This window comes from Pseudomonas ogarae (genome assembly GCF_014268695.2).
GTDB classification, from domain to species: Bacteria; Pseudomonadota; Gammaproteobacteria; order Pseudomonadales; family Pseudomonadaceae; genus Aquipseudomonas; species Aquipseudomonas kilonensis.
In genome coordinates this window covers 6,525,672-6,551,245 of record NZ_CP077086.1, presented here as the reverse complement: position 1 = coordinate 6,551,245, position 25,574 = coordinate 6,525,672, and the positions used below count along the sequence as shown (strand labels likewise).

Sequence of the window (25,574 nt, the reverse complement as noted above, 5' to 3'; positions counted from 1 at the left end):
GACAGAGTCAGGGAGTCGTTTGCGAAATGGGCCGGCATTTTAACAGGCTCTGAGAATTGTGCTGCTCTGTCCGACTTGTGACGCACAGCGCATTGTCATTTGCCGCTTCTGTTACTTTCACGCAGGATGTGGGGCCAATCGCGTCCCGCGCAGGATTTGGAGTGGAAAAAAACCACCTAAACCGCGTGTTTGAGAACCATTGGCATTGGTCATTGCCAATGGGCAGGTCATAATGCCCGGCGCCTACCACCTTGCAGAGTCTAGGGAGTCAGCTTGTCAACGCCTGTCGAACCCTTGCGTTTGCTGTTATTGGCCCAAGAGCCTGTGTGGTCAGCAATATTACGCGAGTGCCTGGCGCCCTTGGGGGCCTCGGTCGTGTTGATCAGCGCCCCGAACTGGGAGTCTGTCAGCAGCCTGTTCGAAGATAATCGCAACGCGGTGTTGCTGACCATTGCGGCGCTGCAACCGGCGCCGGGCCGTTGCAGCCTGCCGACGATCCTGTTGCTCGAGCACGAGCCAGCGATTGCCCCCGATGGCGTCAGCGACTGGTTGGTGCGTGATGTCCTCGACAGCGCGACCCTGCGTCGTTGCCTGCGCCATGTGCGCGAGCGCGGCGTGCTGGAAAACACCTTGCAGCGCCTTGCCGAACAGGACCCGTTGACGGGCATTGCCAATCGCCAGGGTTTCCAGACGCTGCTGGCGGCGCGCCTGGCGGAAAACGACGGCCGTGGCCTGGCGCTCGGTCACCTGGACCTGGACAACTTTCGTCACGCCAACGACGCCCTCGGCCACCAGGCCGGTGACCGCTTGATCCTGCAAGTGGTGTCGCGGCTCAAGAGCTCGCTCGAGGCCGGCGATCAATTGGCGCGATTGGGCAGTGATGAATTCGCCCTGTTGATCGACACCCGCCGCGCGCCACAGCGGGCCGAGTGGATGGCCGAGCGTATTACCGAAGCTTTGGCCGAGCCCTACTGGGTGGACGGTGAAAGCCTGCTGATCGGCTGCAGCCTGGGCGTTGCCCACGCCCGCGCCCAGGCCGGCGCCGATCCGCTGATGTGGCACGCCCACATCGCCATGCAGCAGGCCAAGAGCACCCAGGGCTGCACCTTTCATATCTTCAACGAGCGCATCAATCGCAATGCCCGCAGCCTCGCCGACCTGGAAAGCGAGCTGCGCCGGGCACTGCGCCGTGACGAGTTGGAACTGCATTACCAGCCACGGCTGAACCTCGATGGCGGCCACATTGTCGGTCTCGAAGCCCTGGTGCGCTGGCGTCACGGCGAACGTGGCTTGCTGCCACCCAGTGAGTTCGTGCCGCTGGCGGAACAGAGCGGCCTGATCGTGCCGTTGGGCTACTGGGTGATTTCCCGGGCGCTGCGGGACATGCAGGCCCTGCGCGAGCGGGGGCTGGCACCGTTGCACATGGCGGTCAACCTGTCGTTCCGGCAGTTCCAGGACAGCCAGTTGCTGCCGACCCTGAGCCGGTTGATTGCCGAGCGGGGTGTCGAGGCGCAATGGCTGGAGTTCGAACTCACCGAAACCGCCGTCATGCGCCGCAGCGAGCTGGTCAAGCAGACCATGGATGCCCTGGGCCGCCTGGGAGTGCGCTTCTCCCTGGACGACTTCGGCACCGGGTTCTCCTCGTTCGTGCACCTCAACAGCCTGCCCATCGCCCTGCTCAAGATCGACAAGAGCTTCGTCGGCGGCATGGAGCAGCGCGAAGAGAACCGCAAGCTGGTACACGCCATGATCAACCTGGCGCACAACCTCAACCTGGAAGTGGTGGCCGAAGGTGTGGAAACCCAGGAACAACTGGACCTGCTTCGCGGCTTCGGTTGCGACCAGGTGCAGGGTTTCCTGATCAGCAAGCCGTTGCCGTTGCCGGAGTTGGTGGAGTACTTGACCTTCGAGGGTGATCAGCAGTCGATGCTGGAAATCAGCTGACGCAAAACCCTGTGGGAGCGGGCTTGCTCCCACAGGGGCATATCTCAATCGACCTGGATGGCCTCGAAACGCTGCCGTCCGGGCTCACTGCGAATCATCCGCTTCATCTTCCATTCAAACGCCGCTGTCAGGCTCACGGCCGCGCAGGCCAGCCCCAGGGCCAGGCCCCACCAGACGCCGGTCGGCCCCCAGTTCAGGTGGAACGCCATCCACCACGCCGCTGGCGCACCGATCAGCCAATAGCAACCCAGCCCCACCAGGAAGGTGGTCTTGGCGTCCTTGAGCCCGCGAATGCAGCCCATGGCGATGGTTTGCGTGCCGTCGAACAGCTCGAACCACGCCGCGACCGCCAGCAGGCTCACGGCCAGGTTGATCACATCGCGAAACGCCGGGTCGTCGTGGTCCAGGAACAAACCGATCAATTGATGGGGCAGCAGCCAGAACACCATGGCGAACGCCAGCATGGCGGCCGCGCCAAAGCCAATCCCGACCCGACCGGCCAGGCGCGCCATCAGCAACTGCCCGGCGCCATAGTGCTGGCCGATGCGCATGGTGATGGCGTAGGACATCCCGGCCGGCACCATGAACGCCACCGAGACGATCTGCAGCGCGATCTGGTGGGCTGCCAACGGCGTGCTGCCCATGGTGCCCATGCACAGCGCAGCGAACGCAAACAACCCGACCTCCACCGCGTAAGTGCCGCCAATCGGCAGGCCCAGGCGCCACAGTTCCTTGAGGTATTGGCGATTGGGCCGCGACAGGCCTTCGAGCAGCGGATAGGCACGGTAGGCCGGGTGCCGATGGATGTGCCAGGCCAGCGCCAGGGCCATGCAGTTGGCGACGATGGCCGTGACCAGGCCGATCCCCATCAAGCCGAGTTTCGGCAGGCCGAACATGCCGGTGATGAGCGCGTAGTTGAGCAGGAAGTTGGCCACCGTGCCGCCGAGGCTGATCACCATGACCGGTGTGGCCCGGCCGATGGCACTGGTGAAGCCGCGCAGGGCCATGAAGCTCAAGTAGCCGGGCAGGGCGAACGGCAGCGCCAGCAGGAACTGTCCGGCGGACAGCACGTTGGTTTCGGTCTGGCCGAACATCAGCAGTACGGGCTTGAGGTTCCACAACAGCAACCCGGCCATCAAAGCCATCAGCCAGGCCAGCCATAACCCGGCCTGGGTCAACCGGGTGGCGCCTTCGACATCGCCTGCGCCCTGGCGGATCGCGACCAGGGTGCCCACCGCGGCGATCACGCCGATGCAGAAGATCGACACGAACGAATAAGTGGCCGCCCCGAGCCCGCCGCCGGCCAGGGCTTCGGGGCTCAGGCGGGCCATCATCACGGTGTCGGTGAGCACCATCAGCATGTGCGCCAACTGCGAGGCAATCAACGGCCCCGCCAGCCGCAGGATGGCCCAGAGTTCGGTACGCACTGGATGCCGCATGATCATCACGCTCCATGTTCAAACAAGGCAGTAAAGCAACGATTCTCGGCGCTCTCGGCGGATTGCACAAAGGGATAAAAAAGATCGCTGGCATGATTAAAACTCATGCTGGATGGGTTTCTGGTAGGGTTTGCGAACAACGCCATGGAGCTTCTGCGATGTCTCGTCGTCTTCCTCCTCTTTATGCGCTGCGGGCATTCGAAGCCGCGGCGCGCTACAGTTCGTTCACCCGGGCCGCTGAAGAGCTGTCGATCACCCAGAGCGCGGTCAGTCGGCACATTCGCACGCTGGAAGATCACTTTGCCTGCCGGCTGTTCCAGCGCAGTGGCCGTAACCTGCAATTGACCGAGGCGGCGCGGTTGTTGTTGCCGGGCGTACGTGAGGGCTTCATGGCGCTGGAGCGCGCCTGCCATACCTTGCATGGCGAGGATGGCATCCTGCGCATGAAAGCGCCTTCCACGCTGACCATGCGCTGGTTGTTGGCGCGCCTGAGTCGCTTCCGGCATTTGCAGCCCGGCAACGAGGTGCAGCTGACCAGTGCCTGGATGGACATCGACTCGGTGGACTTCAACGTCGAGCCCTTCGATTGCGCCGTATTACTGAGCAACGGGCATTTTTCCGCGGACTGGGAGGCCAGTTTGCTGTTTCCCGAGGAACTGATCCCGGTGGGCGCGCCGAACCTGCTGAACGACCAGCCCTGGGATGTGGCGCGGTTGGCCAGCGCTGAATTGCTGCACCCCACGCCGGATCGCCGGGACTGGCGCAATTGGCTGCAACGCATGGGCCTGTCCGACAAGGTTTCGCTCAAGGGGGGGCAGGTGTTCGATACCCTGGAGCTGGGCATGATCGCCGCGGCACGCGGCTATGGGGTTTCCATGGGCGACCTGCTGATGGTGGCCGAGGACGTCGCCCAGGGGCGCCTGAGCCTGCCCTGGCCGACGGCTGTCGCCAGCGGTGAACACTATTACCTGGTCTGGCCGAGAACCCGACCGGGAGGTGAACGTTTGCGCCGGCTCAGCGACTTCCTCCAGGCTGAGGTGAAGGCCATGCAATTACCCGACGTGCAGCGTTTGGGCTGAAACGTTGCAGTTGGTGTGCTAGCCACTTGGCATTAATCCTTGCGAACCGCTCAAGTATTTGGCTTTGCCGCCGAATTTGTGAGGATGGAACCTTCGTGCAGAAAGGGCCAACTTACACCTCACTCGAAAAATGCCGAGCGTGCGAGCGTGATCAGGATGATCCGGTCTCTCGGCCAGGAGCCGTCATGTCTCAACCCCGTGCCCGGATCGCCTCACAGCTAGGCCTTGCCCTCGCTGTGATATTGGCGATCGTGATCTCCGGCAGTACCGTCTTCGCCCTGCGTTCGCTGGACGCTGCCAACCTCGCCACCCGTGAAGAACACTTGGCCAGCGAAGCGCGTCTGATGGCCGATCAGCTCAATACGTTCCACAGCACGTTGCGTGAGAGTACGCAGCGGTTGGCCGGTCTGTTCGAAAAGCGCTTCAGCGCGGGCCTGACCGTGCATCCGGACCAGCCGGTGACGGTGGCGGGCGTGCAGACCCCAGGTTTGAACCTGGGCAGCGAAGTGTTGAATAACAACTTCAAGGAAGTGGATGACTTCAAGGCGATGACTGCCGGGGTTGCCACGGTATTCGTGCGCAGCGGCGACGATTTCATCCGCGTCAGTACCTCCGTCAGTAAACAGGACGGCACGCGGGCCATTGGTACCGTGCTCGACCGCGCCGGTCCAGCCTATGGTCCGGTGATCAGCGGGCAGAGCTACATCGGTCGAGCCTTGCTTTTCGGACGCTTCTACATGTCGCAGTACACGCCTGTACGCGACAGCGGCGGCAAGATCATTGCCGTGTTGTATGTAGGCTTCGACTACACCGATGCGCAGAACGCGCAGTTCGAGAACCTCAAGCGTTTCCGCATCGGCCAGACCGGTTCGCTGGCATTGTTGGATGAGCAAAACAAATGGCTGGTGCCGCCGGCGGGCGTACAGGCGCTGGACAACGCTACTGCGGCCATCACAGGCTTGATCAAAAAACCGGGCAAGGGTGCGTTCTGGGACGACACCGCGGAAGCGTTCTACAGCGTCGCCGTACCGTTCGAGGGCGGGCCGTGGGCGGTGGTGGCGAGCATGCCGAAAACCGAGATTCGCGCCGTGACCTGGAGCGTCGGTACGCAATTGGCCATTGGCAGCCTGCTGGCGATGTTGTTGGCGGTCGGCTCGGCAATGTGGTTGTTGCGCAGCAAACTGGCACCGCTCGGCGATCTGGTACGCCAGGCCGAAGCCTTGGGCGCCGGCGACCTGAGCGTGCGCCTGAACGTGTCGAGCCATGATGAAATCGGTCAGTTGGCCCGTGCCTTCAACCAGATGAGCCAAGCCTTGTCGACCATGGTCGAGCACATCCGCAAGGCCTCCCAGGAGGTCAACAGCCGCGCCCAGGCGCTGTCCGGGTTGTCCAGCGGAGCGTATGAAGGCATGGAGCAGCAATCCGGCGAAATCACCAGCATGGCTGGCGCGGTGGAAGAGTTCAGTGCGACCTCATTGAACATTGCCGACAACATGGGCAACACCGAGCGCCTGGCCCAGGAAAACGCCCAGCAGACCCGCATTGGCCGTACCTCGATGGACGAAGCGTCGTCGTCCCTGGAGCAAATTGCCGGTGCGCTGAACAGCACGGCCACGGTCATCAACACCTTGGGCCAGCGTTCCCAGGAAATCGGCGGCATCGTGGGTGTGATCACCTCGATCGCCGAGCAGACCAACCTGCTGGCCTTGAACGCCGCCATCGAAGCTGCCCGCGCAGGCGAGCAGGGCCGTGGTTTCGCCGTGGTGGCCGATGAAGTCCGCAGCCTGGCTTCCCGCACTCGCCAGGCCACTGACGAAATTTCCAGCATGATCAACAGCATCCAGCAGGAAACCGGCAATGCCATCAGCACGATGGAGCAGGGCAACCTGTTGATGCAGGAAGGCCTGTCGCGCAACGCCAACGTGGCCACGGCCCTGGCCCGCATCGATGAGCAAAGCCGCTCGGCCGGCCAGCAATTTGCGGCGATCACCACCGCCACCCAGGAACAAAGCAGCACCGCGACCCTGCTCAGCAGCAACCTGCAAAGCATCGCCATGGCCAACAGCGAACAGCGCCAAGTGGTCTCGAACCTGGCACTCACCGCCAAGGAACTGGAAAAACTGGCCCAGGACCTGCGCCAAGAGGTTGATCGGTTCCGCTGAAACGTCCCGTCACGAGCAAGCTCGCTCCCACAAGGGAATTGTGGGGAACACACTTCTGACGCCCAGCGGGAATCAGTGTGGGAGCGAGCTTGCTCGCGATGGCGGCCGCCCAGGCAACATCATCTCAATCTGACCCACCGCTATCGCGAGCAAGCTCGCTCCCACAAAAGCTGCCACTCTGGTGTTACCTCTTTTTTAGGAATATTGCTGTTTTTAAGCTTGCTGAAACGTTTCTTCAAGTCTATAAAAACCGCACAACTCCAATAAAAGGTCGTGACCATGACTCCGCTCAAACTCCTCGTTACCCTTGGCGCCTTGGGCGCTGCCTCCCAGGCGATGGCTTGGGATTACGTCCTGCTGGATACGGATAAAGCCGCCCAACCCTGGCAAATCACCAGCCAGCAACTGGGCGTGAAAACCGACAAGCCCTTTTCCGTGACGATGCGCACCCTGCACGGCGGCCGGCAGGAAGGCGTCAGCATCGTCGACATCGACAATGGCACCCTGAAACTTTCGGTCGTCCCGACCCGTGGCATGAACGTGCTGCAGGCTTCGGTCGGGAATGTGCGCATGGGTTGGGATTCGCCCGTCAAGGAAGTGGTCAATCCGGCGTTCATCGAACTCAACGGCCGAGGCGGGTTGGGCTGGCTCGAAGGTTTCAATGAGCTGGTCACCCGTTGCGGCTACGAGTGGGTCGGCCATCCCGGCATGGACAACGGTGAGCTGCTGACCCTGCATGGTCGCGCCGCCAATATTCCGGCCAACAAAGTCACCTTGCATATCGACGAAAAGCCGCCCTACGCCATCACCCTGCGGGGCGAGTTGAAGGAGCAGGCGTTCAAGAAGGTCGATTTCTCGGTGCAGACCGAACTGGTCACCGAACCCGGCAGCGTGACGTTCGCGCTCAGCGATACGCTGACCAACAACGGCGATTATCCGAAGGAATACCAAGCGCTCTACCACAGCAACTTCAGTACGCCGTTCCTGGAGCAGGGCGCTCGTTTCGCGGCACCGGTCAAGCAGGTTTCGCCGTTCAACGACAAGGCCAAGGGCGACTTGCCTGATTGGCAAACCTACCGGGGCCCGACCAAGGATTACGATGAAACCGTCTACAACGTCGTGCCATACGCTGACGCCAAGGGCGACACACTCACCGTGCTGCACAACAAGGCCGGTAGCCTCGGTGTGTCGGTAGGCTTCAACACCAGCACGCTTCCGGTGTTCTCCCTGTGGAAAAACACCGATACCCAGGGGCAGGGCTACGTGACCGGGCTGGAGCCAGGCACCAGTTTTTCCTATAACCGCCGGTATCAGCGCCCTCTGGGCCTGGTTCCTACCATCGCGCCGAAAGAGCACAAGCAGTTCCAGATCCACTACAGCCTGTTGGCGGACAAGGGCGCTGTGGATAAGGCGCTCAAGCGCATCGACGCCATCCAGAACGATCAGAAAACCGAAGTCCGGGAAACACCGTTGGTTGACCTGAGCAAACCATGACGGGGTTCAAGCCGTAGTCGGCCGATACTGCAACGCTTCGGCCAGGTGTTCGCGACGGATGCTCCCCGCTTGCTCCAGGTCTGCCAGCGTCCGGGCGACCTTGAGCAAGCGGTGGGCGGCGCGCAATGACAGGGTCAGCCGCTCGCAGGCGGTTTCCAGCCAGGTCTCATCGGTTGTGGATAACTTGCAGTGTTGGCGCAACCCCGGCAGATCGAGGAAGGCGTTGGCGCAGCCCTGGCGCTTGTGCTGACGCTCCCGGGCCTCGGCCACCTGCTCGGCGACCGTGGCTGTATCGTCCCCGGTTTCGCGCTTGGGGTTTAACGCCGTGGCTTCCCGGGCGACGGTCAAGTGCAGGTCGATACGGTCCAGCAGCGGCCCGGAGAGTTTGTTGCGGTAGCGCTGCACCATGTCCGGTGTACAGCAGCAGCGGCCGCTGGGCTCGCCAAGATATCCACAGGGGCAGGGATTCATTGCCGCCACCAACTGGAAACGCGCCGGGAAGCGTACTCGGTCACGGGCGCGAGAAACCACGATGTGCCCGGACTCCAGCGGCTCTCTCAAGACTTCCAGTACCCTGCGGTCGAATTCCGGCAGCTCATCGAGAAACAGCACGCCATGGTGGGCGAGGGTGATCTCCCCTGGCTGCGGCTTTGACCCGCCACCCACCAGCGCCGGGCCGGAAGCCGAGTGGTGTGGCTGGCGAAACGGGCGTTGCGGCCAGTGGCTCAACGGTATGCAACTGGCCACCGACTGGATGGCCGCGACCTCCAGGGCTTCGCTTTCGGCCAGCGGTGGCAACAGCCCTGGCAAACGGCTCGCCAGCAGGGTCTTGCCAGTGCCCGGTGGCCCACTGAACAGCAGGTTGTGAGCCCCCGCGGCGGCAATCAGCAAGGCCCGCTTGGCCCCGGCCTGGCCTTGTACTTCGTTCAGGTCGGGGTAGGGCTTGCTGGCCGAGAGCAGCCCGTTGGAAACGAAAGGCTCGACCGGCGTGTGGCCGTTGAAGTGCGCCACCGCTTCGAGCAGATGGTCCACGGCGATCACCTTCAGCCCCGAGGCCAGGCAGGCCTCCTCGGCATTGGCCCGCGGCACCACCAGCATGCGCCCGGCCTTGCGCGCCGCCAGCGCCGCAGGCAATACCCCGCGCACCGGTCGCACCGCGCCGGACAAGGCCAGTTCACCGAGGCATTCCACGTCGTCCAGCGTCAGGGTGGGCACCTGCACGCTGGCCGACAGGATCCCCAAGGCAATGGCCAGGTCGAAGCGTCCGCCGTCCTTGGGCAGGTCCGCCGGCGCCAGGTTCAGGGTGATGCGCCGTGCCGGGAAGTTCAGCCCCGAATTGATGATCGCGCTGCGCACCCGATCCTTGCTTTCCTTCACCGCCGCTTCCGGCAGGCCAACCATCGTCAGCGACGGCAAGCCATTGGCCAGGTGGACTTCAACGGTAACGGCAGGAGCCTCGACCCCTACTTGGGCGCGGCTGTGGACAATGGCAAGCGACATGAATCGTTCCTTGAGTGAATGGGGCGCCGCGTCCTGCGGCTCTGGAAGGTTAGTCGTGGGGACGAACTTGGGCGCGGCAATTGAAGGGAGAAAATTTGGCAGGATGTTTCGACGGCGGATGGCAGCCGAAGGGCGCCAAACGTGATGTGGTAGCGGATATCACCGCCGCACCTGCCCACGCAAAATGCCCGGGAAGGGCCCTCTGCTAGACTGCGATTTGCCCAGTCGGCACTTGGCGGTATCAACGGCACAACGAGGAAGTGGCCATGAACGATCTGCTGGCGCTGTTAACCGACAAGCGCTTCATGCCCCACGGGCATTGCTACATGTGGCGTCCGGATCTGCTATGGACCAATGTGATCGCCGATGGCTTGATCGCCCTGTCCTACGTCACCATCCCCTTCACCCTCCTGTACTTTATCCACAAGCGCAAGGACGTCCCGTTCGACTGGATGCTCGCGGCCTTTGGCGTGTTTATCCTGGCCTGCGGGACCAGCCATGTGATGGAGATCCTGACCATCTGGCAGCCCTATTACTGGCTGATGGCGCTGGTCAAGGTGATCACCGCGATTGCTTCGGTGATTACCGCCATCCTGCTGGTCCGGCTGGTGCCGGCGGCCCTGAAGATTCCCAGCCCGCAGCAATTGGCCAAGGTCAACGACGAGTTGCGCGAGGCGCAGGCCGAACTGGTCACCACCGCGCGCCGGGCCGGCATGGCGGAGATCGCCACGAATGTGCTGCACAACGTGGGCAATGTGCTCAATAGCGTGAATGTGTCAGCCCAGGTCCTCTACGAAAAGGTGCATACGTCCAAGGGACCAGGGGTGGCCAAGGTCGCTCAGTTGATGAAGGAACATCCCGATGACCTCGGTGACTTCATCAGCAGCGATCCGAAAGGGCGCGCGCTACCGGACTATCTCGACAAGCTGGCCGACGCGCTGGCCGTCGAGCAGCAGGGCATGATCGCCGAGTTGGCGCAGTTGACCCGCCGAATCGACCACATCAAGGAAATCGTCGCCACCCAGCAATCCTATGCCGGCAACGCCAGCGTGCTGGAGCCGGGCTCGTTGCGAGAGCTGGTCGAGGATGTCGTGCGCATTTGTGATGTGTCCCTGGCCCGCCACCACATCACGCTGATCAAGGAATTCAGTGATATCCCGCAAATGCCGTTGGACAAGCACCGAGTGCTGCAGATCCTGGTCAATCTGATCAACAACGCCAAGCAGGCGCTGGACGCGGGTACGAACCGGCCGCCGCAGATCATCCTGCGCCTGAAGGCCGTTGACGATGAGCGCGTGCGGGTCGAGGTCGAGGACAATGGCGAGGGGATTTCGCAGGACAATCTTGCGCGGGTGTTCGAGCACGGCTTCACCACGCGTGTCGACGGTCACGGCTTTGGCCTGCACAGCTGCATCCTGGCTGCGCACGAGATGGGCGGCGATCTGACCGTGCAGAGCGCCGGGCCGGGCAGGGGCGCGCTGTTTATCCTGGAGCTGCCGCTGACACTGGCCTGGGACCCGTCTCAACACGCTGCAAGTGGTTGAGTGGCCCGCAGGGGCTGCTTATTGCTGGGCCGGAGCCAGTCGCGCTTCCAGCTCGGCAACCTTGGCCTCCAGGCTTTCGAGCCGCGCCCGGGTTCGGGCCAGCACAACCATCTGGCTGTCGAATTCTTCCCGGCTTACCAGGTCCAGCTTGCTGAAGCCGCTTTGCAGCAGGGCTTTGAACTGGCTTTCGATTTCGCTTTTGGGCAGCGGTGTGTCACCGCTCAAGATACGGGAGGCGTGGCCGCTCAGGGCGTCGAGGAGGTCTTTGGGCGCAAGCATGTGCAGGTGTCCTGGAAACAATGGCGGGCAGTGTATCACGCAGTGTCTATAGTCAATTCGCAAGCAAGGGATGCACGCTTTTCGCGCATGAGGCCGGGCGTCGCTGCACTGTTGTTGTGCGTATCGCTGCGGTTCATGGCGCAGTGCACGTCGAGCAGGTGGCCAAGAGACTGAAATCAGAGGGTTTGGGTGCAGATGGCAAGGTTTCTGCTTAGAGGCTGATGACCCATGCACTGATGCAGTCGCTGTGACGAATGCAGTGCAGCAGGCGGAACGGGGAGTTTCGTCAGGATCGGTTAACTGGCACCTGTCGGGCAACTTGGGCCGACGACGCGTTACAAAGCCAGGCACTGCGCTTAGACTTGAGTCGGGTTTGTTTTCCTGGGGCAAGTCCACCAATTCGGGAGAAAGTTTCATGAAGCTAGTCACTGCCATCATCAAGCCGTTCAAGTTGGACGACGTGCGCGAGTCGTTGTCCGAGATCGGCGTGCAGGGCATTACCGTTACTGAGGTCAAAGGCTTCGGTCGGCAGAAAGGTCACACCGAGCTGTATCGCGGCGCGGAGTACGTGGTCGATTTCCTGCCCAAGGTGAAGATCGATGTCGCCATTGACGACAAGGATCTTGATCGGGTGATCGAGGCAATCACCAAGGCCGCCAACACCGGCAAGATCGGTGACGGGAAGATCTTTGTGGTCAATCTGGAACAGGCTATCCGCATCCGTACCGGCGAAACCGATACCGACGCCATCTAAGCCGCCAAACCCAACGCCCCAGGAGAAAACAATATGACTCTGCGTAAATTCGCAGGGCTAGGAGCCCTGTTGTCCTTCGCAATGCCTGGCCTGGCCATGGCAGAAGAAGCGGCAGCCCCAGTCCTGAACTCCGGCGACACCGCCTGGATGCTCACGGCAACGATTCTTGTACTGTTCATGACCATTCCCGGCCTGGCACTGTTCTACGGTGGCATGGTTCGGTCGAAAAACCTTCTTTCCGTGATGATGCAGTGCTTTGCCATTACCGGTCTGATCAGCGTCCTGTGGGTCATCTATGGCTACAGCATCGCGTTCGACACCACCGGCATGGAGCAGGGCGTCGTCAACTTCAACTCCTTCGTCGGCGGCTTGGGCAAGGCCTTCCTGGCGGGCGTCACGCCAGCCAGCCTGACCGGCCCGGCGGCGCTGTTCCCTGAAGCGGTGTTCATCACCTTCCAGATGACCTTCGCCATCATTACCCCGGCCCTGATCGTCGGTGCATTTGCCGAGCGGATGAAGTTCTCCGCCATGCTGATCTTCATGGGCGTGTGGTTCACCCTGGTGTATGCACCGATTGCCCACATGGTCTGGTCCGGCAACGGCGGCCTGATGTGGGACTGGGGCGTGCTGGACTTCGCCGGCGGCACCGTGGTGCACATCAACGCCGGTATCGCAGGCCTGGTGGCGTGCCTGGTATTGGGCAAGCGCAAAGGCTTCCCGACCACGCCAATGGCGCCGCATAACCTCGGTTACACCCTGATGGGCGCGGCCATGCTGTGGGTCGGCTGGTTCGGCTTCAACGCCGGTTCCGCTGTCGCCGCCAACGGCACCGCCGGCATGGCGATGCTGGTGACCCAGATCGCTACCGCTGCGGCGGCGCTGGGCTGGATGTTTGCCGAGTGGATCACCCACGGCAAGCCAAGCGCACTGGGCATTGCTTCGGGCGTGGTCGCTGGCCTGGTTGCAATCACCCCGGCTGCCGGCACCGTGGGCCCGATGGGCGCCCTGGTCATCGGTCTGGCGGCGGGCGTGGTGTGCTTCTTCTGCGCCACCACCCTCAAGCGCAAACTCGGTTATGACGACTCCCTGGACGCCTTCGGCGTACACGGCATCGGCGGTATCCTCGGCGCGATCCTGACCGGTGTGTTCGCAGCACCGGCACTGGGTGGCTTCGGCACCGTGACCGATATCGGCGCGCAAGTGTGGATTCAGTTCAAAGGCGTGGCGTTCACGGTGGTCTACACCGCGATCGTCACCTTCATCATCCTCAAGGTTCTGGACGCCGTCATGGGTCTGCGTGTCACCGAGGAAGAAGAAGCCGTGGGCCTGGACCTGGCCCAGCACAACGAGCGTGGTTACAACCTGTAAGCACGCCCAATAAAAAATGCCCGGTTCGCCGGGCATTTTTTTGCCTGGAATTTGTCATTGCTCACAAGGTGCAGGGGTTTTCCCGACGCCTTTTGTTGTGGATGCGACATGGTTTTTTCTACCGCCAAAGGCTTACACCGAAGCAAGAATATTAGGCCCTTTGTTTTTTCCCAGAGCGCGCTAGAATGCGCGCCGAACGTGCGGAGATCTGTATGTGGCAACAGACGCTGATAACCCTGCGGGCAAGGCCCCGGGGCTTTCATCTGGTGACGGACGAGTTGCTTGCCGGCCTGCCTGAACTCCAGGCGTGTCGTGTCGGTCTGTTGCATCTGTGGCTGCAGCATACCTCGGCTTCGTTGACCATCAACGAGAACGCCGATCCGGCGGTACGTCGAGACTTCGAACGATTTTTCAATCGGCTGATCCCACAAGGAACCGCCGACTATGAGCACAACGACGAAGGCCTGGACGACCTCCCGGCGCACTTCAAGGCCAGCGTGCTCGGTTGCCAGGTCAACCTGCCGGTCACGGCAGGACGGCTGGCATTGGGTACCTGGCAAGGTGTTTATCTGGGCGAGCACCGTGATCACGGCGGTGCTCGTAAAGTCCTCGCCACCTTGTACGGTGAAGGGGCATAACCGCTGATTGCCGGCGGATGTTGAATTTTTTCTGGCAGCCTTCGAACAGATGGCGAAGCTGGGCTATAACTAATCTGCTTTTCGCAAGTCATGAGGTAGAACATGAGCGACGATGATCTGGAAAACGACGACCTCGAAGTAGGCGACGAAGACGAGACCGAAGAAGGCCTTGAAGCGGCAGCGGAAGACGTTGCCGACGACGATGGGGCCGATGTTCCGGCGCCTACCGCCAAAGGCAAGGCCAAGGCAGCCGTATCGGTTGACGAGTTGCCGAGCGTAGAGGCCAAGAACAAGGAGCGTGATGCGCTCGCCAAGGCCATGGAGGAATTCCTGGCCAGGGGCGGTAAGGTGCAGGAAGTGGAGGCCAACGTGGTCGCTGATCCGCCCAAGAAGCCTGACAACAAGTACGGTAGCCGCCCTATCTGAGTATCGGCTTCATTGCTTGCTGAAAAAGCCCGCCGTCGCTGCGGGCTTTTTCATGGGTGCGATTCCATTCCCAGGCCAGGCGCAGTCCCTGTGGGAGCGAGCTTGCTCGCGATAGCGGTCTATCTGTCACATCAATGCTGGATGTGCCGCCGCCTTCGCGGGCAGGCCCGCTCCCACGGAGGTTGTAGGGCTACAGGGCGGGGTTCAGTGCTGGCGATGCCACCCTGCCAATAACCCCGGCAGTTCGGTCAGGCTGCGGATTTCGGCATCCGGCGCGTGGTCGGCATCCCAGGGTTTACCCGTCGGGTTGAACCACACCGCCCGCAGGCCGGCCTGTTGGGCGCCGGCGATGTCGTCGCCTGGGTGATCGCCAATGTGCACGGCGGTCTGCGCCGTGGCGCCGCCGCGTTGCAGGGCTTCGTGGAACAGCCGGGCGTCAGGCTTGGCGATGCCGATGTCTTCGGCGCACAAGGCGAACTTGAAATAGTCCGCCAACCCCAGGCGTCGCACGTCGGCGTTGCCATTGGTGACCACACCGAGGGCGAAATGGTTGGCCAGGATCTCCAGGGTGGGCTGCACCTCGGGAAAAACTTCGAGTTGATGACGGGCGTGCAGGAACGTCTCGAAGGCTTGGTCCGCCAGCTCAGACGCTTGCCACTGGTCGTAGCCGGCTTCCTGCAAGGCACGGAACAGTACCCGCCGGCGCAACGCACTGATGCGATGCTTCAGGCCGGGCTCTTCGCGCAACACCTGCTCGCGAATCGAAAAAAGATGCTCCACCGGCACACCGCCCAGGTTTGGTGCGTTGTCGGTGAGCCATTGGCGGAGTATGGCTTCGGCGCTGGCGATCACCGGGGCGGTGTCCCACAGGGTGTCGTCCAGGTCGAAAGTGATCAGCTCGATGGTCATGATTCGTCGCTCTTGATGCGTTTGGCCCTGGGGTGGGCACTGTCATAGACCGTCGCCAGGTGCTGGAAGTCCAGGTGGGTGTAGATCTGTGTGGTCTTGATGTCCGAGTGCCCCAGCAGCTCTTGAACGGCGCGCAGGTCCTGGGAGGACTCCAGCAGATGGCTGGCGAAGGAGTGCCGGAGCATGTGCGGGTGCAGGTTCTGTCCCAGCTCCCGTTCGCCGGCAGCCTTGACCCGCAGCTGAATCGCCCGCGGGCCGAGACGTCGCCCCTGTTGGCTGACGAAGACCGCGTCGTCGGCAGGGTTGGTCAGCGCCCGCAGCGCCAGCCATTGCTCCAGGGCTTCACGGGCCTTGCGGCCAACGGGCAACAGGCGGGTCTTGCTGCCCTTGCCGAGCACCTGGACCATGCCATCGGCCAGGTCCAGTTGATCCAGGTTAAGCCCCGTCAGCTCTGAAAGCCGCAGGCCGGAAGAATAGAACAGCTCGAGAATTGCCTGGTCGCGCCGTGCCAGGAAGTCATCCTCGACGGCACCTTCAAGCAATTGCAGGGCGCGGTCGGTGTCGAGGGTCTTCGGCAACCGGCGTTCGCCCTTGGGCGGCGCCAGGCCGGTGGCCGGGTCGTGATCGCACAGGCCTTCGCGATTGAGGTAGTGATACAGGCCGCGTACCGCCGACAACAGGCGCGCCAGGCTGCGGGAGGATTGCCCCTGTTGATGCAGGCGGGCGATCAGGCTGCGCAAGCGCTGGATGTCCAGGGCCGCCCAACTGCCGATGTTCTGCTTCTGGCACCAGCCCAGCACTTTTTCCAGGTCGCGGCGATAGGCCGACAACGTGTGGGGCGACACCTGGCGCTCACTGCGCAGGTGTTCGCAGTAGGCGTCCAGTTGCCGTTCCATCATCCGCGTACCGAGCGCAGCGAACCGGCGACCCTTGGCAGCACCCGGCCAGTAACTTCGGCGATGTAGCTCAAAAACAGCGTGCCCACCGAACTCTTGTAGTGCTGCGGATCGCGGCTGGCGATGGCCAGCACGCCGTGCACGCCCTGGTGGGCGATGGCGACGACGGCGGTGGAGCCGATCTGCTTGCGTTGTTCCTCGCCGAACAGGAAGTCCAGCTCATGTTCGCGTAGGCTGCCGCTGACGCTTTTGTCTTCCGTGAGCAGGCCGCCAATGGCCGTCTGCGCTTCGGCGTGGGTCACCCAACGGCCTACCGGCATGGCGTTGTCGCCAAACAGGATCAGGCTGACAAAGGGCACCTGGAAATCCTGGCGCAGGCTGTCTTCGACGCTCATGACCAGGTCTTCGAGGGTGCTGGCGTCCATCAGGGCCAGGATCAGTCGACGGGTCTTGTCGAAGAGTCGGTCGTTGTCCCGGGCCACGTCCATCAGGTGCGAAAGACGATGACGCATTTCGATGTTGCGCTCGCGCAGGATTTTCATCTGGTGTTCCACCAGCGACACGGTATCGCCGCGTCGGTGGGGGATGCGCATCGTCGCAAGCAGTTCTTCATGCTCGACGAAGAAGTCCGGATGAGCCTCCAGGTAAGCAGCCACGGCTGCCGCTTCTGGAAGGCTGGGGGATTCGTCGGGCTGTGGGGCTGGAACCTGTGGCTGGTCGGTCATGGGTTTGGCTCACTCAAAGACGAACTTGTCCTTCGTATACGCGCACTGCCGGGCCGGTCATCATCACCGGTTGGCCAGGGCCTGCCCATTCGATGGACAGGCGCCCGCCGGGCAGGTCGATCAACAACGGCGAATCCATCCACCCCTGGCTGATCGCAGCGACTGCGGCGGCACAGGCGCCGGTACCGCAGGCCTGGGTTTCCCCGGCACCGCGTTCCCAGACGCGCAATTGTGCGCGGTGGCGGTCGATGACTTGCAGGAAACCGACGTTTACCCGCGCGGGGAAGCGCGGATGATGCTCGATTTTCGGCCCCAGCTCATGCACCGGGGCACTGTTGATATCGGCCACGCGCAGCACGGCATGGGGGTTGCCCATGGAGACTGCCGCCAGTTCCACCGTGGCGCCGTCGACGTCCACCTGATAACTCAGGGCCTGGCTCGGTGCCTGGAAGGGAATGTCCGCTGGCACCAGGCGCGGAGCGCCCATGTTGACGCCTATCTGGCCGTCGCTGCGCACATCCAGTTCGATGATGCCGCTCTTGGTCTCGACGCGAATCTGCCGCTTGGCGGTCAGGCGCTTGTCCAGCACGAAGCGGGCGAAGCAGCGCGCGCCGTTGCCGCATTGCTCCACTTCCGAACCGTCGGCGTTGAAGATCCGATAACGGAAATCCACGTCCGGGTTATTGGGTGCCTCGACGATCAATAATTGGTCGAAACCGATACCGGTGTGCCGGTCCCCCCATTGCTTGGCGTGCTTGGGCAGGATGTGCGCGTGCTGGCTGACCAGGTCGAGGACCATGAAGTCATTGCCCAGGCCGTGCATCTTGGTAAAACGCAGCAGCATGGTTTTACTCCGGCAGCAGGCTTTCGCCGGCAAACAACTCGGCTACCGTCTCGCGGCGACGCACTTCAAATGCCTGATCACCGTCCACCAGCACCTCGGCGCAGCGGCCGCGGGTGTTGTAGTTGGAACTCATGACAAACCCGTAGGCACCGGCCGAATGCACGGCCAGCAGGTCGCCTTCTTCCAGCGCCAGCTCCCGACCCTTGGCCAGGAAGTCCCCGGTTTCGCAGATCGGCCCGACGATGTCGTAGTTGCGGGCCGTGGTGTCGCGAGGGCGCACGGCGGTGACGTCCATCCACGCCTGGTACAGCGCCGGGCGGATCAGGTCGTTCATCGCCGCGTCGACGATGGCGAAATCCTTGTGCTCGGTGTGCTTGAGGTACTCGACCTGGGTCAGCAGCACGCCGGCGTTGGCGACGATGTAGCGGCCCGGTTCGAACATCAGCGCCAGGTCACGCCCGTCGAGGCGCTCACGCACGGCCTTGATGTAGTCGGCCACCAGCGGCGGCTCTTCGTCGCGGTAGCGCACGCCGACACCGCCACCGAGGTCGATGTGGCGCAGGTAGATGCCGCAATCGCCGAGGCGATCGACCAGCGCGAGCAGGCGGTCGAGGGCATCGATGAAGGGTTCCAGGGTGGTCAGTTGCGAGCCGATGTGGCAATCGACGCCCAGCACTTCCAGGTTCGGCAGTTGGGCGGCGCGCACGTACACGTCTTCGGCGTCGGCAATGGCAATGCCGAACTTGTTTTCCTTGAGACCGGTGGAAATGTACGGGTGGGTGCCTGCATCGACGTCCGGGTTCACGCGCAGCGAAATCGGCGCGCGGACGCCCAGCTCGGCAGCGACGATTTGCAGGCGCTCCAGCTCGTCGGTGGACTCGATGTTGAAGCAGTGCACGCCAACTTCCAGGGCGCGACGCATGTCTTCACGGGTCTTGCCGACGCCGGAGAACACGATCTTGTCGGCGCTGCCGCCGGCGGCCAGCACACGCTCCAGCTCGCCACCGGAGACGATGTCGAAACCGGCACCCAGGCGCGCCAGGACATTGAGCACACCCAGGTTGGAGTTGGCTTTTACAGCGAAACATACCAGGTGCGGCATGCCCTCGAGGGCATCGGCGAACGTCCGGTACTGGGCTTCGATGTGGGCTCGGGAGTAGACATAGGTCGGCGTGCCGAAACGTTCGGCGATCGCGGACAGGGCAACCCCTTCCGCGAACAGCTCCCCGCCACGGTAGTTAAAAGCGTCCATGGCGTTCCCTTAGTAAGTGGTGTGAGTGTCGTGCGAGTGCGATTTGGCTTGCGACGACTTGGCCTGTTCTGCTTGTTCTTCGGGAGACTTGCTGTCATCAGGCAGGTACAGCGGACCTTTTTGACCACAGGCTGTCACGAGGCAGGCAACCGCGACGAGCGCAGCAAGGGAAGAGATCAGGCGCTTCATGGCGAAATCCTTGAAAATGCTTTAATTGCGCCGGAGTATACCGGCCACCCGGCAGCTTGCCTATGCAACGGGGCGCCCGTCCGGCGGCGCTGGTTGTCGTCAGTGGGTATATCCTTTGCAATCGCCGGGAAGCGTCCGTATCTTGCGGCGCTTGAGCATGAGCAGACATTTTCGAGGTTGCCGCAATGAGTTTGACTGAAGCCCGTTTCCACGATCTGGTCGATGCGACCCAGCAAACGCTGGAGGATGTGTTCGATGACAGTGGCCTGGACATTGACCTGGAAGTCTCCGCCGGTGTGCTCACCGTCAAGTTCGAAAACGGCAGCCAATTGATTTTCAGTCGCCAGGAGCCGTTGCGGCAATTGTGGCTGGCGGCGGTCTCCGGTGGCTTTCATTTCGACTACGACGAAGAAAGCGAACGCTGGATGTGCGACAAGAGCGAAGAGCAGCTGGGCGAGATGCTCGAGCGCATCGTCAAGCAGCAGGCTGGCGTGGAACTCGATTTCGAAGGCCTGTGACGGCGTGAGCCAGACAGCCGCGACACGGCCTCCCAAGCCGCTCTACAGCAACGTCAGCCCCGCCGTGCCGTCGCCCTGCACCGGCGTGTGCAAGCTGGATGAACAGAAGGTCTGCCTCGGTTGTTTGCGCCACGTGGAACATATCCGCGAATGGCGCTCGGCCGATGACGAACGTCGGCGGGTCATCTGTGCCGAGGCGCTTAAGCGCAGGCTCCTGAAGTAGCCAACACCTGATGGCCAGGCTTTTTGTGGCGAGGGAGCTTGCTCCCGCTCGGCTGCGCAGCAGTCGCATTTTTTGGGGTCGCTTCGCGACCCAACGGGAGCAAGCTCCCTCGCCACAGGGATTCACTGTCCATAGATAGGGCAGGTCCTGCCTGACTTGTTTATTTATTGAGCTGTGATAGTGTCCGGTTACGCCTCAATCCATCGAGGCCCGTGAAAACCCCGCCTTTTTGTGGCGGGGTTTTGCTTTTTTTGTGCAGAAGAAAGGAGTCTGCCAGGATCATGACCGCACCTTCCATCACCCTTACCCGTCTGGACGTACAGCGTCTGGAACGCCTGATCGACAGCCTTGATGAAACGCTGCCGGGCGTGATTGCGCTGCAAACCGAACTGGATCGCGCCGAGAACGTGGTGGGCCACGAAGAAGTGCCTGCCGATGTCGTGACCATGAACTCGCGCGTGCACTGCCGCGAAGAAAGCAGCGGCAAGGACTATCACCTGACGCTGGTTTATCCACAGGACGCAAATGCCGACGAAGGCCGGATCTCGATCCTGGCGCCAGTGGGCAGTGCGTTGCTGGGCCTGAAGGTCGGCCAGCACATCGACTGGCCGGCCCCGGGTGGCAAGACGCTGAAGCTGACGTTGCTGGAGGTCGAGTCGCAGCCGATCAATGGCGGCGACTGCGCGTTCTGAACCCGTCTCAGACCTGGTTCAGTGCCTCGTTCAGGGCGCGTTCCAGATCGGCCTTGTAGCGCAGGTACAAATTGCTTGAACAGGCGCCGTCGCCCACCAGGCCCGAGAGGTCCAGGTCGGTGATGTAGCAGCGATAGCGCTGGGCTTCGCGGCGCTGTTCGACGATCTCCCTGGCGACCACGCGGAACAGTTGGTCGCCATGCTCCAGTTCGGAAAACTCCTGCTGATCGCAGTACAGGGTGACATGCACCTGTCCGTGCGTCGCTTTGCCGATGATCGCCTGCACGTCATAGAACGGCTTGTTGACCAGCATCTGCGGGGCTTGCCGCGCTTCGATCCGGCGCGCCCGACCGCTGCCTGAGGGCAATAACTGGTAGTACAGGGTTTCCAGGGTCAGCGGCTGGGCGGCATCCAGCGGCAGCAGGGCGTCGCGACGGTACAGCACCGATTGCAAGAAGCGCTGCAGCGGCACCAGCAGGCTTTGTTCGTCGTGATAAGGCACGTGTTGTTGCCACAGTGCGTCGAACTCATCGAGCACGTAAAGATCGGCCTCGTCTTCGTCGACGCGATAGAACACCTGGATGCACTCGGGCTGGCCCATGGGCAGGATCAGCGCCAGGTCGTGGTCTTCCAGGGCCATGGGGTCCAAGTGCAAGGGGCTGTAGGCCGTCAGTTCCTCGCCCAGGTAATCCATCAGCGCCGACAGGCTGCCCAGCGCCACGTGATTGACCTGGCCGGGCACCAGCTCCAACACGTGATAGTGCTGCTGGACCTGAAGCAGATAGCGGTGATTGAGCCTGCTCAGCAGCAGGGTCTGCGCCGTTTCGATGACTTCTTCGACGCGCCGCGCAATGAATTGGGCGCGGTTGTGGCAGAAGCAGCGCACCTGCAAGCGTGGCTGGTGCTGGATGACGGGCAGGTCGTTGAGGTAATCGCGCAGGCAGTCGAGCAGGGCGTGTTCGCCGTCAAAACGGTTGACCAGCACCTCATTCCAACTGTTGAGCATGACCTGGTCGAGGGTCAGCACCAGGTTCTCCCGGACCCCGGCATAACTCAGGGAGTCGGTGCGCTCGGTGGTCATCAGGATATTCAGGTCGCGGTGGTGCTTGAGCGGGTCGACGCCGACGTTCACCAGAATCAGCACTTCGCTGGGCACGCTGGCGCGCAGCAACTGTGCTTCATCCACCGTGGTCAAGGGCAGGGCAATGGACTGCTGCAGGCTGCCCAGCAGGTTGAACAGTTCGAACTCGCTCAGGTCGCTGTCGCCTGGGTGCAGCGCCAGGCGCGTGCTGCTGTCGATCACGCCGTTGCGATGGCACCAGGTCAGCAGTTCCAGCAGTTCGCGGCAGCGCTTGATCGGCGCGAAGTTCTCCCACTCCAGGGCGTTGAGGCTGCCGTTGTACAGCGCCCACTGGTTCTGCCCCGGTTCTTTCTTGTTGGGTGACTGGACCAGCGTCAGGGTGTCTTCGGCCAGGTCCGGCGCGATGCCAGGGTTGATGAACTCGACCTTGTCGGCCTTGCGCTCGAAGGCTGCATACAACCGCCGGCCAAGCACGTTGAGATCGCGCTTGTTGATCAGGCTGACGGTTTTCTCGGTGCGGGCGAACTGGGTCAGGAAGCGGTAGCTGTGGGTGAGCTCGTTGACCAGGGCCCGTCGCTCGTGGCTGACCTGGCGGACTTTCCATTGGCTGCGGCTGTCCAGCAGCGCCAGTTGGCGCTGGTCCCAGCCCCATTCCCGAGCCAGTCGCTCGAGCAGTACCCGTTGCCAGCCGCTGCTGCGCGTCTGGCCGGTGAGCTTGCGATTGACCTTCAGGTACAGCGCGCGGCGGATCAACTCCAGGCGTTCGGATTCGCCGCGGGCATTGAGGTATTCCTCGATGCGGCGGTAGACCAGCATGTACGGGTCCAGCTCTTCGAGGTCCAGGCGATTGGCAAACACGGCCTGTTTGAAGCGTAGGCTCAGGCAGCGGACATTCGGGTGTTCGCTGGCATAGACCTCGGTCAGCAGCAGCTTGAGCACGGACTTGTAGGGCGACTCGATACCTTTGAACAACTGCCAGAGCCCGGCACCGACGAATTCGCCTGGCGGAATGTAGGCCAGGTGCCCCAGGTCCAGGGTTTCATCGGCGCGAATGAAACGCTTGGACATCAGTGTATGGGTGTACTGCTCATAGTTCTCTTCTTCATAGACCGGCACCAGCCACCAGATCGGCGTGCGTCCGGCCAGCCAGATCGCGGTGCGGTAGAACTCGTCCAGCAGCAGGTAATGCTGGGTCGTGCCGCAATCGTCGGAACTGAGCTGGTTGTCACGGTCACCCCTTATGAAGCGCGCCGGGTCGATCAGGAAAAAGTGGGCTTCGGCGCCCTGGGTCGCGGCCCAGATCTCCAGCAACTGGCATTTCTTGCGCAGCTCGGCCAGTTCATCGTCGCTCAGGTCCGGCCCGTGGCACACCCACACGTCCATGTCGCTCTGGTCGGCTTGGGCCAGGGTGCCGAGGCTGCCCATCAGGAACAGGCCAAGGATCGGCCGTGGCGGGTTGCTGCCGTGCCGGGGCTTGTAGGAAAACGAACGGGTCAGCCGCTGGGCTTCGGCAAGGATATTGGCGTCAGGCTCGTAGTTCGACAGCCCGGCAGGCGTGCTGCCGGAAACGTAGCCGGGCAGCAGCGGATGGTTGACGTGGAAGAACAGCGGCAGCAACGTCAGCACGCCTTGCTGGCGGGGCGACAGGCCTTCGAGGGCGCGCTCCATCCGCACGGTGTTGAGCTTGAGAAAACGTGCGCGCAACTGGCTCAGGACCTTGCGGTCGATTCCCTCGTCCAGATCGGGGCGTATTTCGTGATTGCGGGTCATGTCAGCTCAAACCGGCTCGCGGCGTCGAACGTGGGGGGTGATGGCAGGTTAGCGCCCGATCTTGGGAATTCTTAAGCTGAAAACAGAATCCGGATGCCGGTTTTTTACGCAAGGCACCCGTGCGCCTGCGGAAATCCCGTAAAGGAGATTTCCGTGGGCGACAGGGGGGATCAGGCGGCTTCTTGCACGCTGAGTATCGTCAGGACGGTTTGTACGTTTTGGGCGGCATCTCGGCCCAGGCTTGTCAGGTAACCACCGTCGGGCTGGGTGATCAGTTCTTTTTCGAACAGGCGTTGGGCAGCGGCAATCGCTTTAGGGGCAGCGGTCTGATGAATTTTCAGGCCTTCCTGGGAACTGTCCAGGTTGAAGAGTGCAAGGATTTCCAGTTCGGCAACCAGCTCAGGGGTAAGCGACATAAGGACTCCAGACTTTCTAGGAATTGGTCGACAGCGTCACTAAGGTGAGCGCACTCGGCCGAGCTGTCCAGTCTCAGTGTCATGCTTTTTTTGTTTTTTTGTAGCGAGTCCAGGCAGGTCCCTTGTGGCGAGGGGATTTATCCCCGCTGGACTGCGCAGCAGGCCCAAAATCGTAATGAGTCCACTTTTTTAGGGCCGCTTCGCGCCCCAGCGGGAGCAAGCTCCCTCGCCACAGAAGCAACTTTGCGTGTCGGTTCAGTTCTTTTCCGGCGGCAACTCGGGCAAGGCGCGCAAGGCGGCTTCGTACCACTGGGTATTGAACGGGCGATCTTCTTCCAGGATCGCATCGATCTCCACCGCCAGCACGTGGGCCATCAGGTTGAGGATTTCTTCGCGCTCATAACCGACCAGGGTCAACTTGTTGAAAGTGGCCTTGGCCGCAGGCGGATTGTCACTTTCGATCTGGTTTTCGATGGCCTGGATCAGCGTGTTCTCGACGAATTCTTCTTCGTCGTTGTCGATGTCGGTTGGCTCGCTCATGGCAGGCTCCTGGGAGAAAGGTCGCCAGTTTACCTGCATTCAGCGGCGTGATGCGCCTGGCACGAAATGCCCCGACGGTCTATAACCCAAGGCTGCCAACCCCGCACGGCCTGGAGGCTTTGTAATGCTCGAGCTTTATGGTTTCTCTGTCAGTAACTATTACAACATGGTCAAACTGGCGCTGTTGGAGAAGGGCCTGCCCTTCGAAGAAGTGCCGTTCTACCCCAACAAGACTCCCGAAGCGTGGGCCATCAGCCCGCGCGGGAAGGTGCCGGTGTTGAAAACCGAGCAGGGGTTCATCAACGAAACCAGCGTGATCCTCGAGTACATCGAGCAAACCCAGCCAGGCAAGGCCCTGCTGCCTAGTGACCCGTTCGAGCGGGCCCAGGTATTGGCCTTGTGCAGGGAGATCGAGTTGTACATCGAACTGCCGGCGCGGGCTTGCTTTGCCGAGGCTTTTTTCGGCATGACGGTGCCCGATGTCATCAAGGAAAAGAGCAAAGACGAATTGCGGCTGGGGTTCGCCTCGCTCGGTCGGCACGGCAAATTCGCGCCCTACGTGGCGGGCGATAGCCTGACCATTGCCGATCTGTATTTCTTCTACAGCGTCTCGCCGGCCTGCCAAGTGGGCAGGAAGTTGTTCGATATCGACCTGTTGGAAGGCATGCCGGCAGCCAAGGCGCTGATGGAGCGCTTGGAGCAGAATCCAAATGTGCAGCGGATTGCGGCGGATAGGGATGCAGCGATGCCGGCGTTTTTGGCGATGATCGCTGCCAAGAAGTGAGTTTTGTGGTGTTTTAAAGTGAGTCATCGCGAGCAGGCTCACTCCCACAGTGGATCTTCAGTGAGCACATATTCTGTGAACATGGAGATCCAGTGTGGGAGCGAGCTT

The 25,574-nt window shown here is 62.0% G+C and carries 25 protein-coding genes; 13 read left to right on the top strand and 12 right to left on the bottom strand.

The features are described from left to right. The first annotated feature begins 273 nt into the window (after positions 1-273). A complete protein-coding gene (locus HU749_RS29125; RefSeq protein ID WP_186649362.1) occupies positions 274-1,944 on the top strand; it encodes a putative bifunctional diguanylate cyclase/phosphodiesterase in 1,671 nt (556 codons plus the stop codon). Between the two features lie 44 nt (positions 1,945-1,988). Here the strand turns inward: HU749_RS29125 and HU749_RS29120 are convergent, their stop codons facing one another. Further along, on the bottom strand, positions 1,989-3,383 hold the full coding sequence (locus tag HU749_RS29120) for a NorM family multidrug efflux MATE transporter (RefSeq protein WP_079303459.1): 1,395 nt from the start codon (positions 3,381-3,383) through the stop codon (positions 1,989-1,991). Positions 3,384-3,541: 158 nt separating this feature from the next. Here HU749_RS29120 and HU749_RS29115 point away from each other — a divergent pair, with 158 nt between their 5' ends. The 3 genes from HU749_RS29115 (at position 3,542) to HU749_RS29105 (ending at position 8,118) form a co-directional block, all read left to right on the top strand. Further along, positions 3,542-4,462, top strand: coding sequence for a LysR substrate-binding domain-containing protein (locus tag HU749_RS29115; protein ID WP_046064453.1), 921 nt, complete (start codon positions 3,542-3,544; stop codon positions 4,460-4,462). Between the two features lie 185 nt (positions 4,463-4,647). Next, the gene (locus HU749_RS29110) at positions 4,648-6,624 is read left to right on the top strand and encodes a methyl-accepting chemotaxis protein (protein WP_014340839.1); all 1,977 of its coding nucleotides are present in this window, start codon (positions 4,648-4,650) and stop codon (positions 6,622-6,624) included. Between the two features lie 279 nt (positions 6,625-6,903). Continuing rightward, complete coding sequence (locus tag HU749_RS29105; protein WP_014340838.1) at positions 6,904-8,118, top strand: aldose 1-epimerase family protein; 1,215 nt, start codon at positions 6,904-6,906, stop codon at positions 8,116-8,118. 6 nt (positions 8,119-8,124) lie between these two features. On the opposite strand, the gene HU749_RS29100 is transcribed toward HU749_RS29105, so the two are convergent. After that, on the bottom strand, positions 8,125-9,618 hold the full coding sequence (locus tag HU749_RS29100; protein ID WP_014340837.1) for a YifB family Mg chelatase-like AAA ATPase: 1,494 nt from the start codon (positions 9,616-9,618) through the stop codon (positions 8,125-8,127). Between the two features lie 266 nt (positions 9,619-9,884). Between HU749_RS29100 and HU749_RS29095 the strand changes: the two genes are divergently transcribed. Continuing rightward, a complete protein-coding gene (locus HU749_RS29095; protein ID WP_046064433.1) occupies positions 9,885-11,162 on the top strand; it encodes a sensor histidine kinase in 1,278 nt (425 codons plus the stop codon). Between the two features lie 18 nt (positions 11,163-11,180). On the opposite strand, the gene HU749_RS29090 is transcribed toward HU749_RS29095, so the two are convergent. After that, positions 11,181-11,441 carry an accessory factor UbiK family protein gene (locus HU749_RS29090; RefSeq protein WP_018605561.1) on the bottom strand — a complete coding sequence of 87 codons (261 nt, stop codon included), beginning with the start codon at positions 11,439-11,441 and terminating at the stop codon, positions 11,181-11,183. Positions 11,442-11,856: 415 nt separating this feature from the next. Between HU749_RS29090 and glnK the strand changes: the two genes are divergently transcribed. From glnK to sutA, 4 genes are all read left to right on the top strand, one after another. Continuing rightward, positions 11,857-12,195, top strand: a complete 339-nt coding sequence (glnK, locus tag HU749_RS29085; RefSeq protein WP_002555808.1) for a P-II family nitrogen regulator — start codon at positions 11,857-11,859, stop codon at positions 12,193-12,195. 33 nt (positions 12,196-12,228) lie between these two features. Beyond that, the gene (locus tag HU749_RS29080; protein ID WP_046064432.1) at positions 12,229-13,563 is read left to right on the top strand and encodes an ammonium transporter; all 1,335 of its coding nucleotides are present in this window, start codon (positions 12,229-12,231) and stop codon (positions 13,561-13,563) included. Between the two features lie 212 nt (positions 13,564-13,775). Continuing rightward, on the top strand, positions 13,776-14,201 hold the full coding sequence (locus HU749_RS29075; protein ID WP_186649360.1) for a secondary thiamine-phosphate synthase enzyme YjbQ: 426 nt from the start codon (positions 13,776-13,778) through the stop codon (positions 14,199-14,201). A 102-nt stretch (positions 14,202-14,303) separates the two neighbouring features. Continuing rightward, positions 14,304-14,627, top strand: a complete 324-nt coding sequence (gene sutA / locus HU749_RS29070) for a dormancy-specific transcriptional regulator SutA (protein WP_014340827.1) — start codon at positions 14,304-14,306, stop codon at positions 14,625-14,627. A 204-nt stretch (positions 14,628-14,831) separates the two neighbouring features. Here the strand turns inward: sutA and HU749_RS29065 are convergent, their stop codons facing one another. From HU749_RS29065 to lptM, 6 genes are read right to left on the bottom strand one after another with little or no spacing between them, the layout of a single operon-like run. Next, positions 14,832-15,536: an HAD family hydrolase gene (locus HU749_RS29065; protein WP_014340826.1), complete on the bottom strand. Its 705-nt coding sequence runs from the start codon at positions 15,534-15,536 to the stop codon at positions 14,832-14,834. After that, on the bottom strand, positions 15,533-16,432 hold the full coding sequence (gene xerC / locus HU749_RS29060; RefSeq protein ID WP_079303045.1) for a tyrosine recombinase XerC: 900 nt from the start codon (positions 16,430-16,432) through the stop codon (positions 15,533-15,535). Before xerC ends, HU749_RS29065 begins: the two co-directional genes overlap by 4 nt. Further along, entirely contained in the window at positions 16,432-17,157 is a 726-nt protein-coding gene (locus tag HU749_RS29055) for a DUF484 family protein (protein WP_014340824.1), read from the bottom strand. Before HU749_RS29055 ends, xerC begins: the two co-directional genes overlap by 1 nt. Positions 17,158-17,170: 13 nt before the next feature. Then, a complete protein-coding gene (gene dapF, locus HU749_RS29050) occupies positions 17,171-18,001 on the bottom strand; it encodes a diaminopimelate epimerase (RefSeq protein ID WP_079303044.1) in 831 nt (276 codons plus the stop codon). A gap of 4 nt (positions 18,002-18,005) precedes the next feature. Beyond that, a complete protein-coding gene (gene lysA, locus HU749_RS29045; protein WP_186649357.1) occupies positions 18,006-19,253 on the bottom strand; it encodes a diaminopimelate decarboxylase in 1,248 nt (415 codons plus the stop codon). Positions 19,254-19,262: 9 nt separating this feature from the next. Continuing rightward, a complete protein-coding gene (gene lptM / locus HU749_RS29040; RefSeq protein WP_041476199.1) occupies positions 19,263-19,442 on the bottom strand; it encodes an LPS translocon maturation chaperone LptM in 180 nt (59 codons plus the stop codon). Positions 19,443-19,627: 185 nt separating this feature from the next. Here lptM and cyaY point away from each other — a divergent pair, with 185 nt between their 5' ends. From cyaY to rnk, 3 genes are all read left to right on the top strand, one after another. Further along, positions 19,628-19,960 carry an iron donor protein CyaY gene (cyaY, locus tag HU749_RS29035; RefSeq protein ID WP_003206795.1) on the top strand — a complete coding sequence of 111 codons (333 nt, stop codon included), beginning with the start codon at positions 19,628-19,630 and terminating at the stop codon, positions 19,958-19,960. A gap of 4 nt (positions 19,961-19,964) precedes the next feature. Further along, positions 19,965-20,183, top strand: a complete 219-nt coding sequence (locus HU749_RS29030) for a DUF1289 domain-containing protein (protein ID WP_079303043.1) — start codon at positions 19,965-19,967, stop codon at positions 20,181-20,183. Positions 20,184-20,464: 281 nt separating this feature from the next. Next, the gene (gene rnk, locus HU749_RS29025) at positions 20,465-20,875 is read left to right on the top strand and encodes a nucleoside diphosphate kinase regulator (protein WP_186649354.1); all 411 of its coding nucleotides are present in this window, start codon (positions 20,465-20,467) and stop codon (positions 20,873-20,875) included. Between the two features lie 7 nt (positions 20,876-20,882). Here the strand turns inward: rnk and HU749_RS29020 are convergent, their stop codons facing one another. From HU749_RS29020 to HU749_RS29010, 3 genes are all read right to left on the bottom strand, one after another. After that, entirely contained in the window at positions 20,883-23,726 is a 2,844-nt protein-coding gene (locus HU749_RS29020) for a class I adenylate cyclase (RefSeq protein ID WP_186649352.1), read from the bottom strand. A gap of 170 nt (positions 23,727-23,896) precedes the next feature. After that, on the bottom strand, positions 23,897-24,142 hold the full coding sequence (locus tag HU749_RS29015; protein WP_003206789.1) for a TIGR02647 family protein: 246 nt from the start codon (positions 24,140-24,142) through the stop codon (positions 23,897-23,899). A 255-nt stretch (positions 24,143-24,397) separates the two neighbouring features. Continuing rightward, complete coding sequence (locus HU749_RS29010) at positions 24,398-24,682, bottom strand: hypothetical protein (RefSeq protein WP_046065760.1); 285 nt, start codon at positions 24,680-24,682, stop codon at positions 24,398-24,400. Positions 24,683-24,806: 124 nt separating this feature from the next. On the opposite strand from HU749_RS29010, the gene HU749_RS29005 reads away from it, so the two are divergent. Next, complete coding sequence (locus HU749_RS29005; RefSeq protein WP_186649350.1) at positions 24,807-25,466, top strand: glutathione S-transferase family protein; 660 nt, start codon at positions 24,807-24,809, stop codon at positions 25,464-25,466. Positions 25,467-25,574: the final 108 nt, after the last annotated feature.

Coding starts and splice junctions, on each gene's coding strand:
- HU749_RS29120 (WP_079303459.1), bottom strand. CDS start 3,383: ATGCGGCATCCAGTGCGTACCGAACTCTGGGCCATCCTGCGGCTGGCG.
- HU749_RS29115 (WP_046064453.1), top strand. CDS start 3,542: ATGTCTCGTCGTCTTCCTCCTCTTTATGCGCTGCGGGCATTCGAAGCC.
- HU749_RS29110 (WP_014340839.1), top strand. CDS start 4,648: ATGTCTCAACCCCGTGCCCGGATCGCCTCACAGCTAGGCCTTGCCCTC.
- HU749_RS29105 (WP_014340838.1), top strand. CDS start 6,904: ATGACTCCGCTCAAACTCCTCGTTACCCTTGGCGCCTTGGGCGCTGCC.
- HU749_RS29100 (WP_014340837.1), bottom strand. CDS start 9,618: ATGTCGCTTGCCATTGTCCACAGCCGCGCCCAAGTAGGGGTCGAGGCT.
- HU749_RS29095 (WP_046064433.1), top strand. CDS start 9,885: ATGAACGATCTGCTGGCGCTGTTAACCGACAAGCGCTTCATGCCCCAC.
- HU749_RS29090 (WP_018605561.1), bottom strand. CDS start 11,441: ATGCTTGCGCCCAAAGACCTCCTCGACGCCCTGAGCGGCCACGCCTCC.
- glnK (WP_002555808.1), top strand. CDS start 11,857: ATGAAGCTAGTCACTGCCATCATCAAGCCGTTCAAGTTGGACGACGTG.
- HU749_RS29080 (WP_046064432.1), top strand. CDS start 12,229: ATGACTCTGCGTAAATTCGCAGGGCTAGGAGCCCTGTTGTCCTTCGCA.
- HU749_RS29075 (WP_186649360.1), top strand. CDS start 13,776: ATGTGGCAACAGACGCTGATAACCCTGCGGGCAAGGCCCCGGGGCTTT.
- sutA (WP_014340827.1), top strand. CDS start 14,304: ATGAGCGACGATGATCTGGAAAACGACGACCTCGAAGTAGGCGACGAA.
- HU749_RS29065 (WP_014340826.1), bottom strand. CDS start 15,536: ATGACCATCGAGCTGATCACTTTCGACCTGGACGACACCCTGTGGGAC.
- xerC (WP_079303045.1), bottom strand. CDS start 16,432: ATGGAACGGCAACTGGACGCCTACTGCGAACACCTGCGCAGTGAGCGC.
- HU749_RS29055 (WP_014340824.1), bottom strand. CDS start 17,157: ATGACCGACCAGCCACAGGTTCCAGCCCCACAGCCCGACGAATCCCCC.
- dapF (WP_079303044.1), bottom strand. CDS start 18,001: ATGCTGCTGCGTTTTACCAAGATGCACGGCCTGGGCAATGACTTCATG.
- lysA (WP_186649357.1), bottom strand. CDS start 19,253: ATGGACGCTTTTAACTACCGTGGCGGGGAGCTGTTCGCGGAAGGGGTT.
- lptM (WP_041476199.1), bottom strand. CDS start 19,442: ATGAAGCGCCTGATCTCTTCCCTTGCTGCGCTCGTCGCGGTTGCCTGC.
- cyaY (WP_003206795.1), top strand. CDS start 19,628: ATGAGTTTGACTGAAGCCCGTTTCCACGATCTGGTCGATGCGACCCAG.
- rnk (WP_186649354.1), top strand. CDS start 20,465: ATGACCGCACCTTCCATCACCCTTACCCGTCTGGACGTACAGCGTCTG.
- HU749_RS29020 (WP_186649352.1), bottom strand. CDS start 23,726: ATGACCCGCAATCACGAAATACGCCCCGATCTGGACGAGGGAATCGAC.
- HU749_RS29015 (WP_003206789.1), bottom strand. CDS start 24,142: ATGTCGCTTACCCCTGAGCTGGTTGCCGAACTGGAAATCCTTGCACTC.
- HU749_RS29010 (WP_046065760.1), bottom strand. CDS start 24,682: ATGAGCGAGCCAACCGACATCGACAACGACGAAGAAGAATTCGTCGAG.
- HU749_RS29005 (WP_186649350.1), top strand. CDS start 24,807: ATGCTCGAGCTTTATGGTTTCTCTGTCAGTAACTATTACAACATGGTC.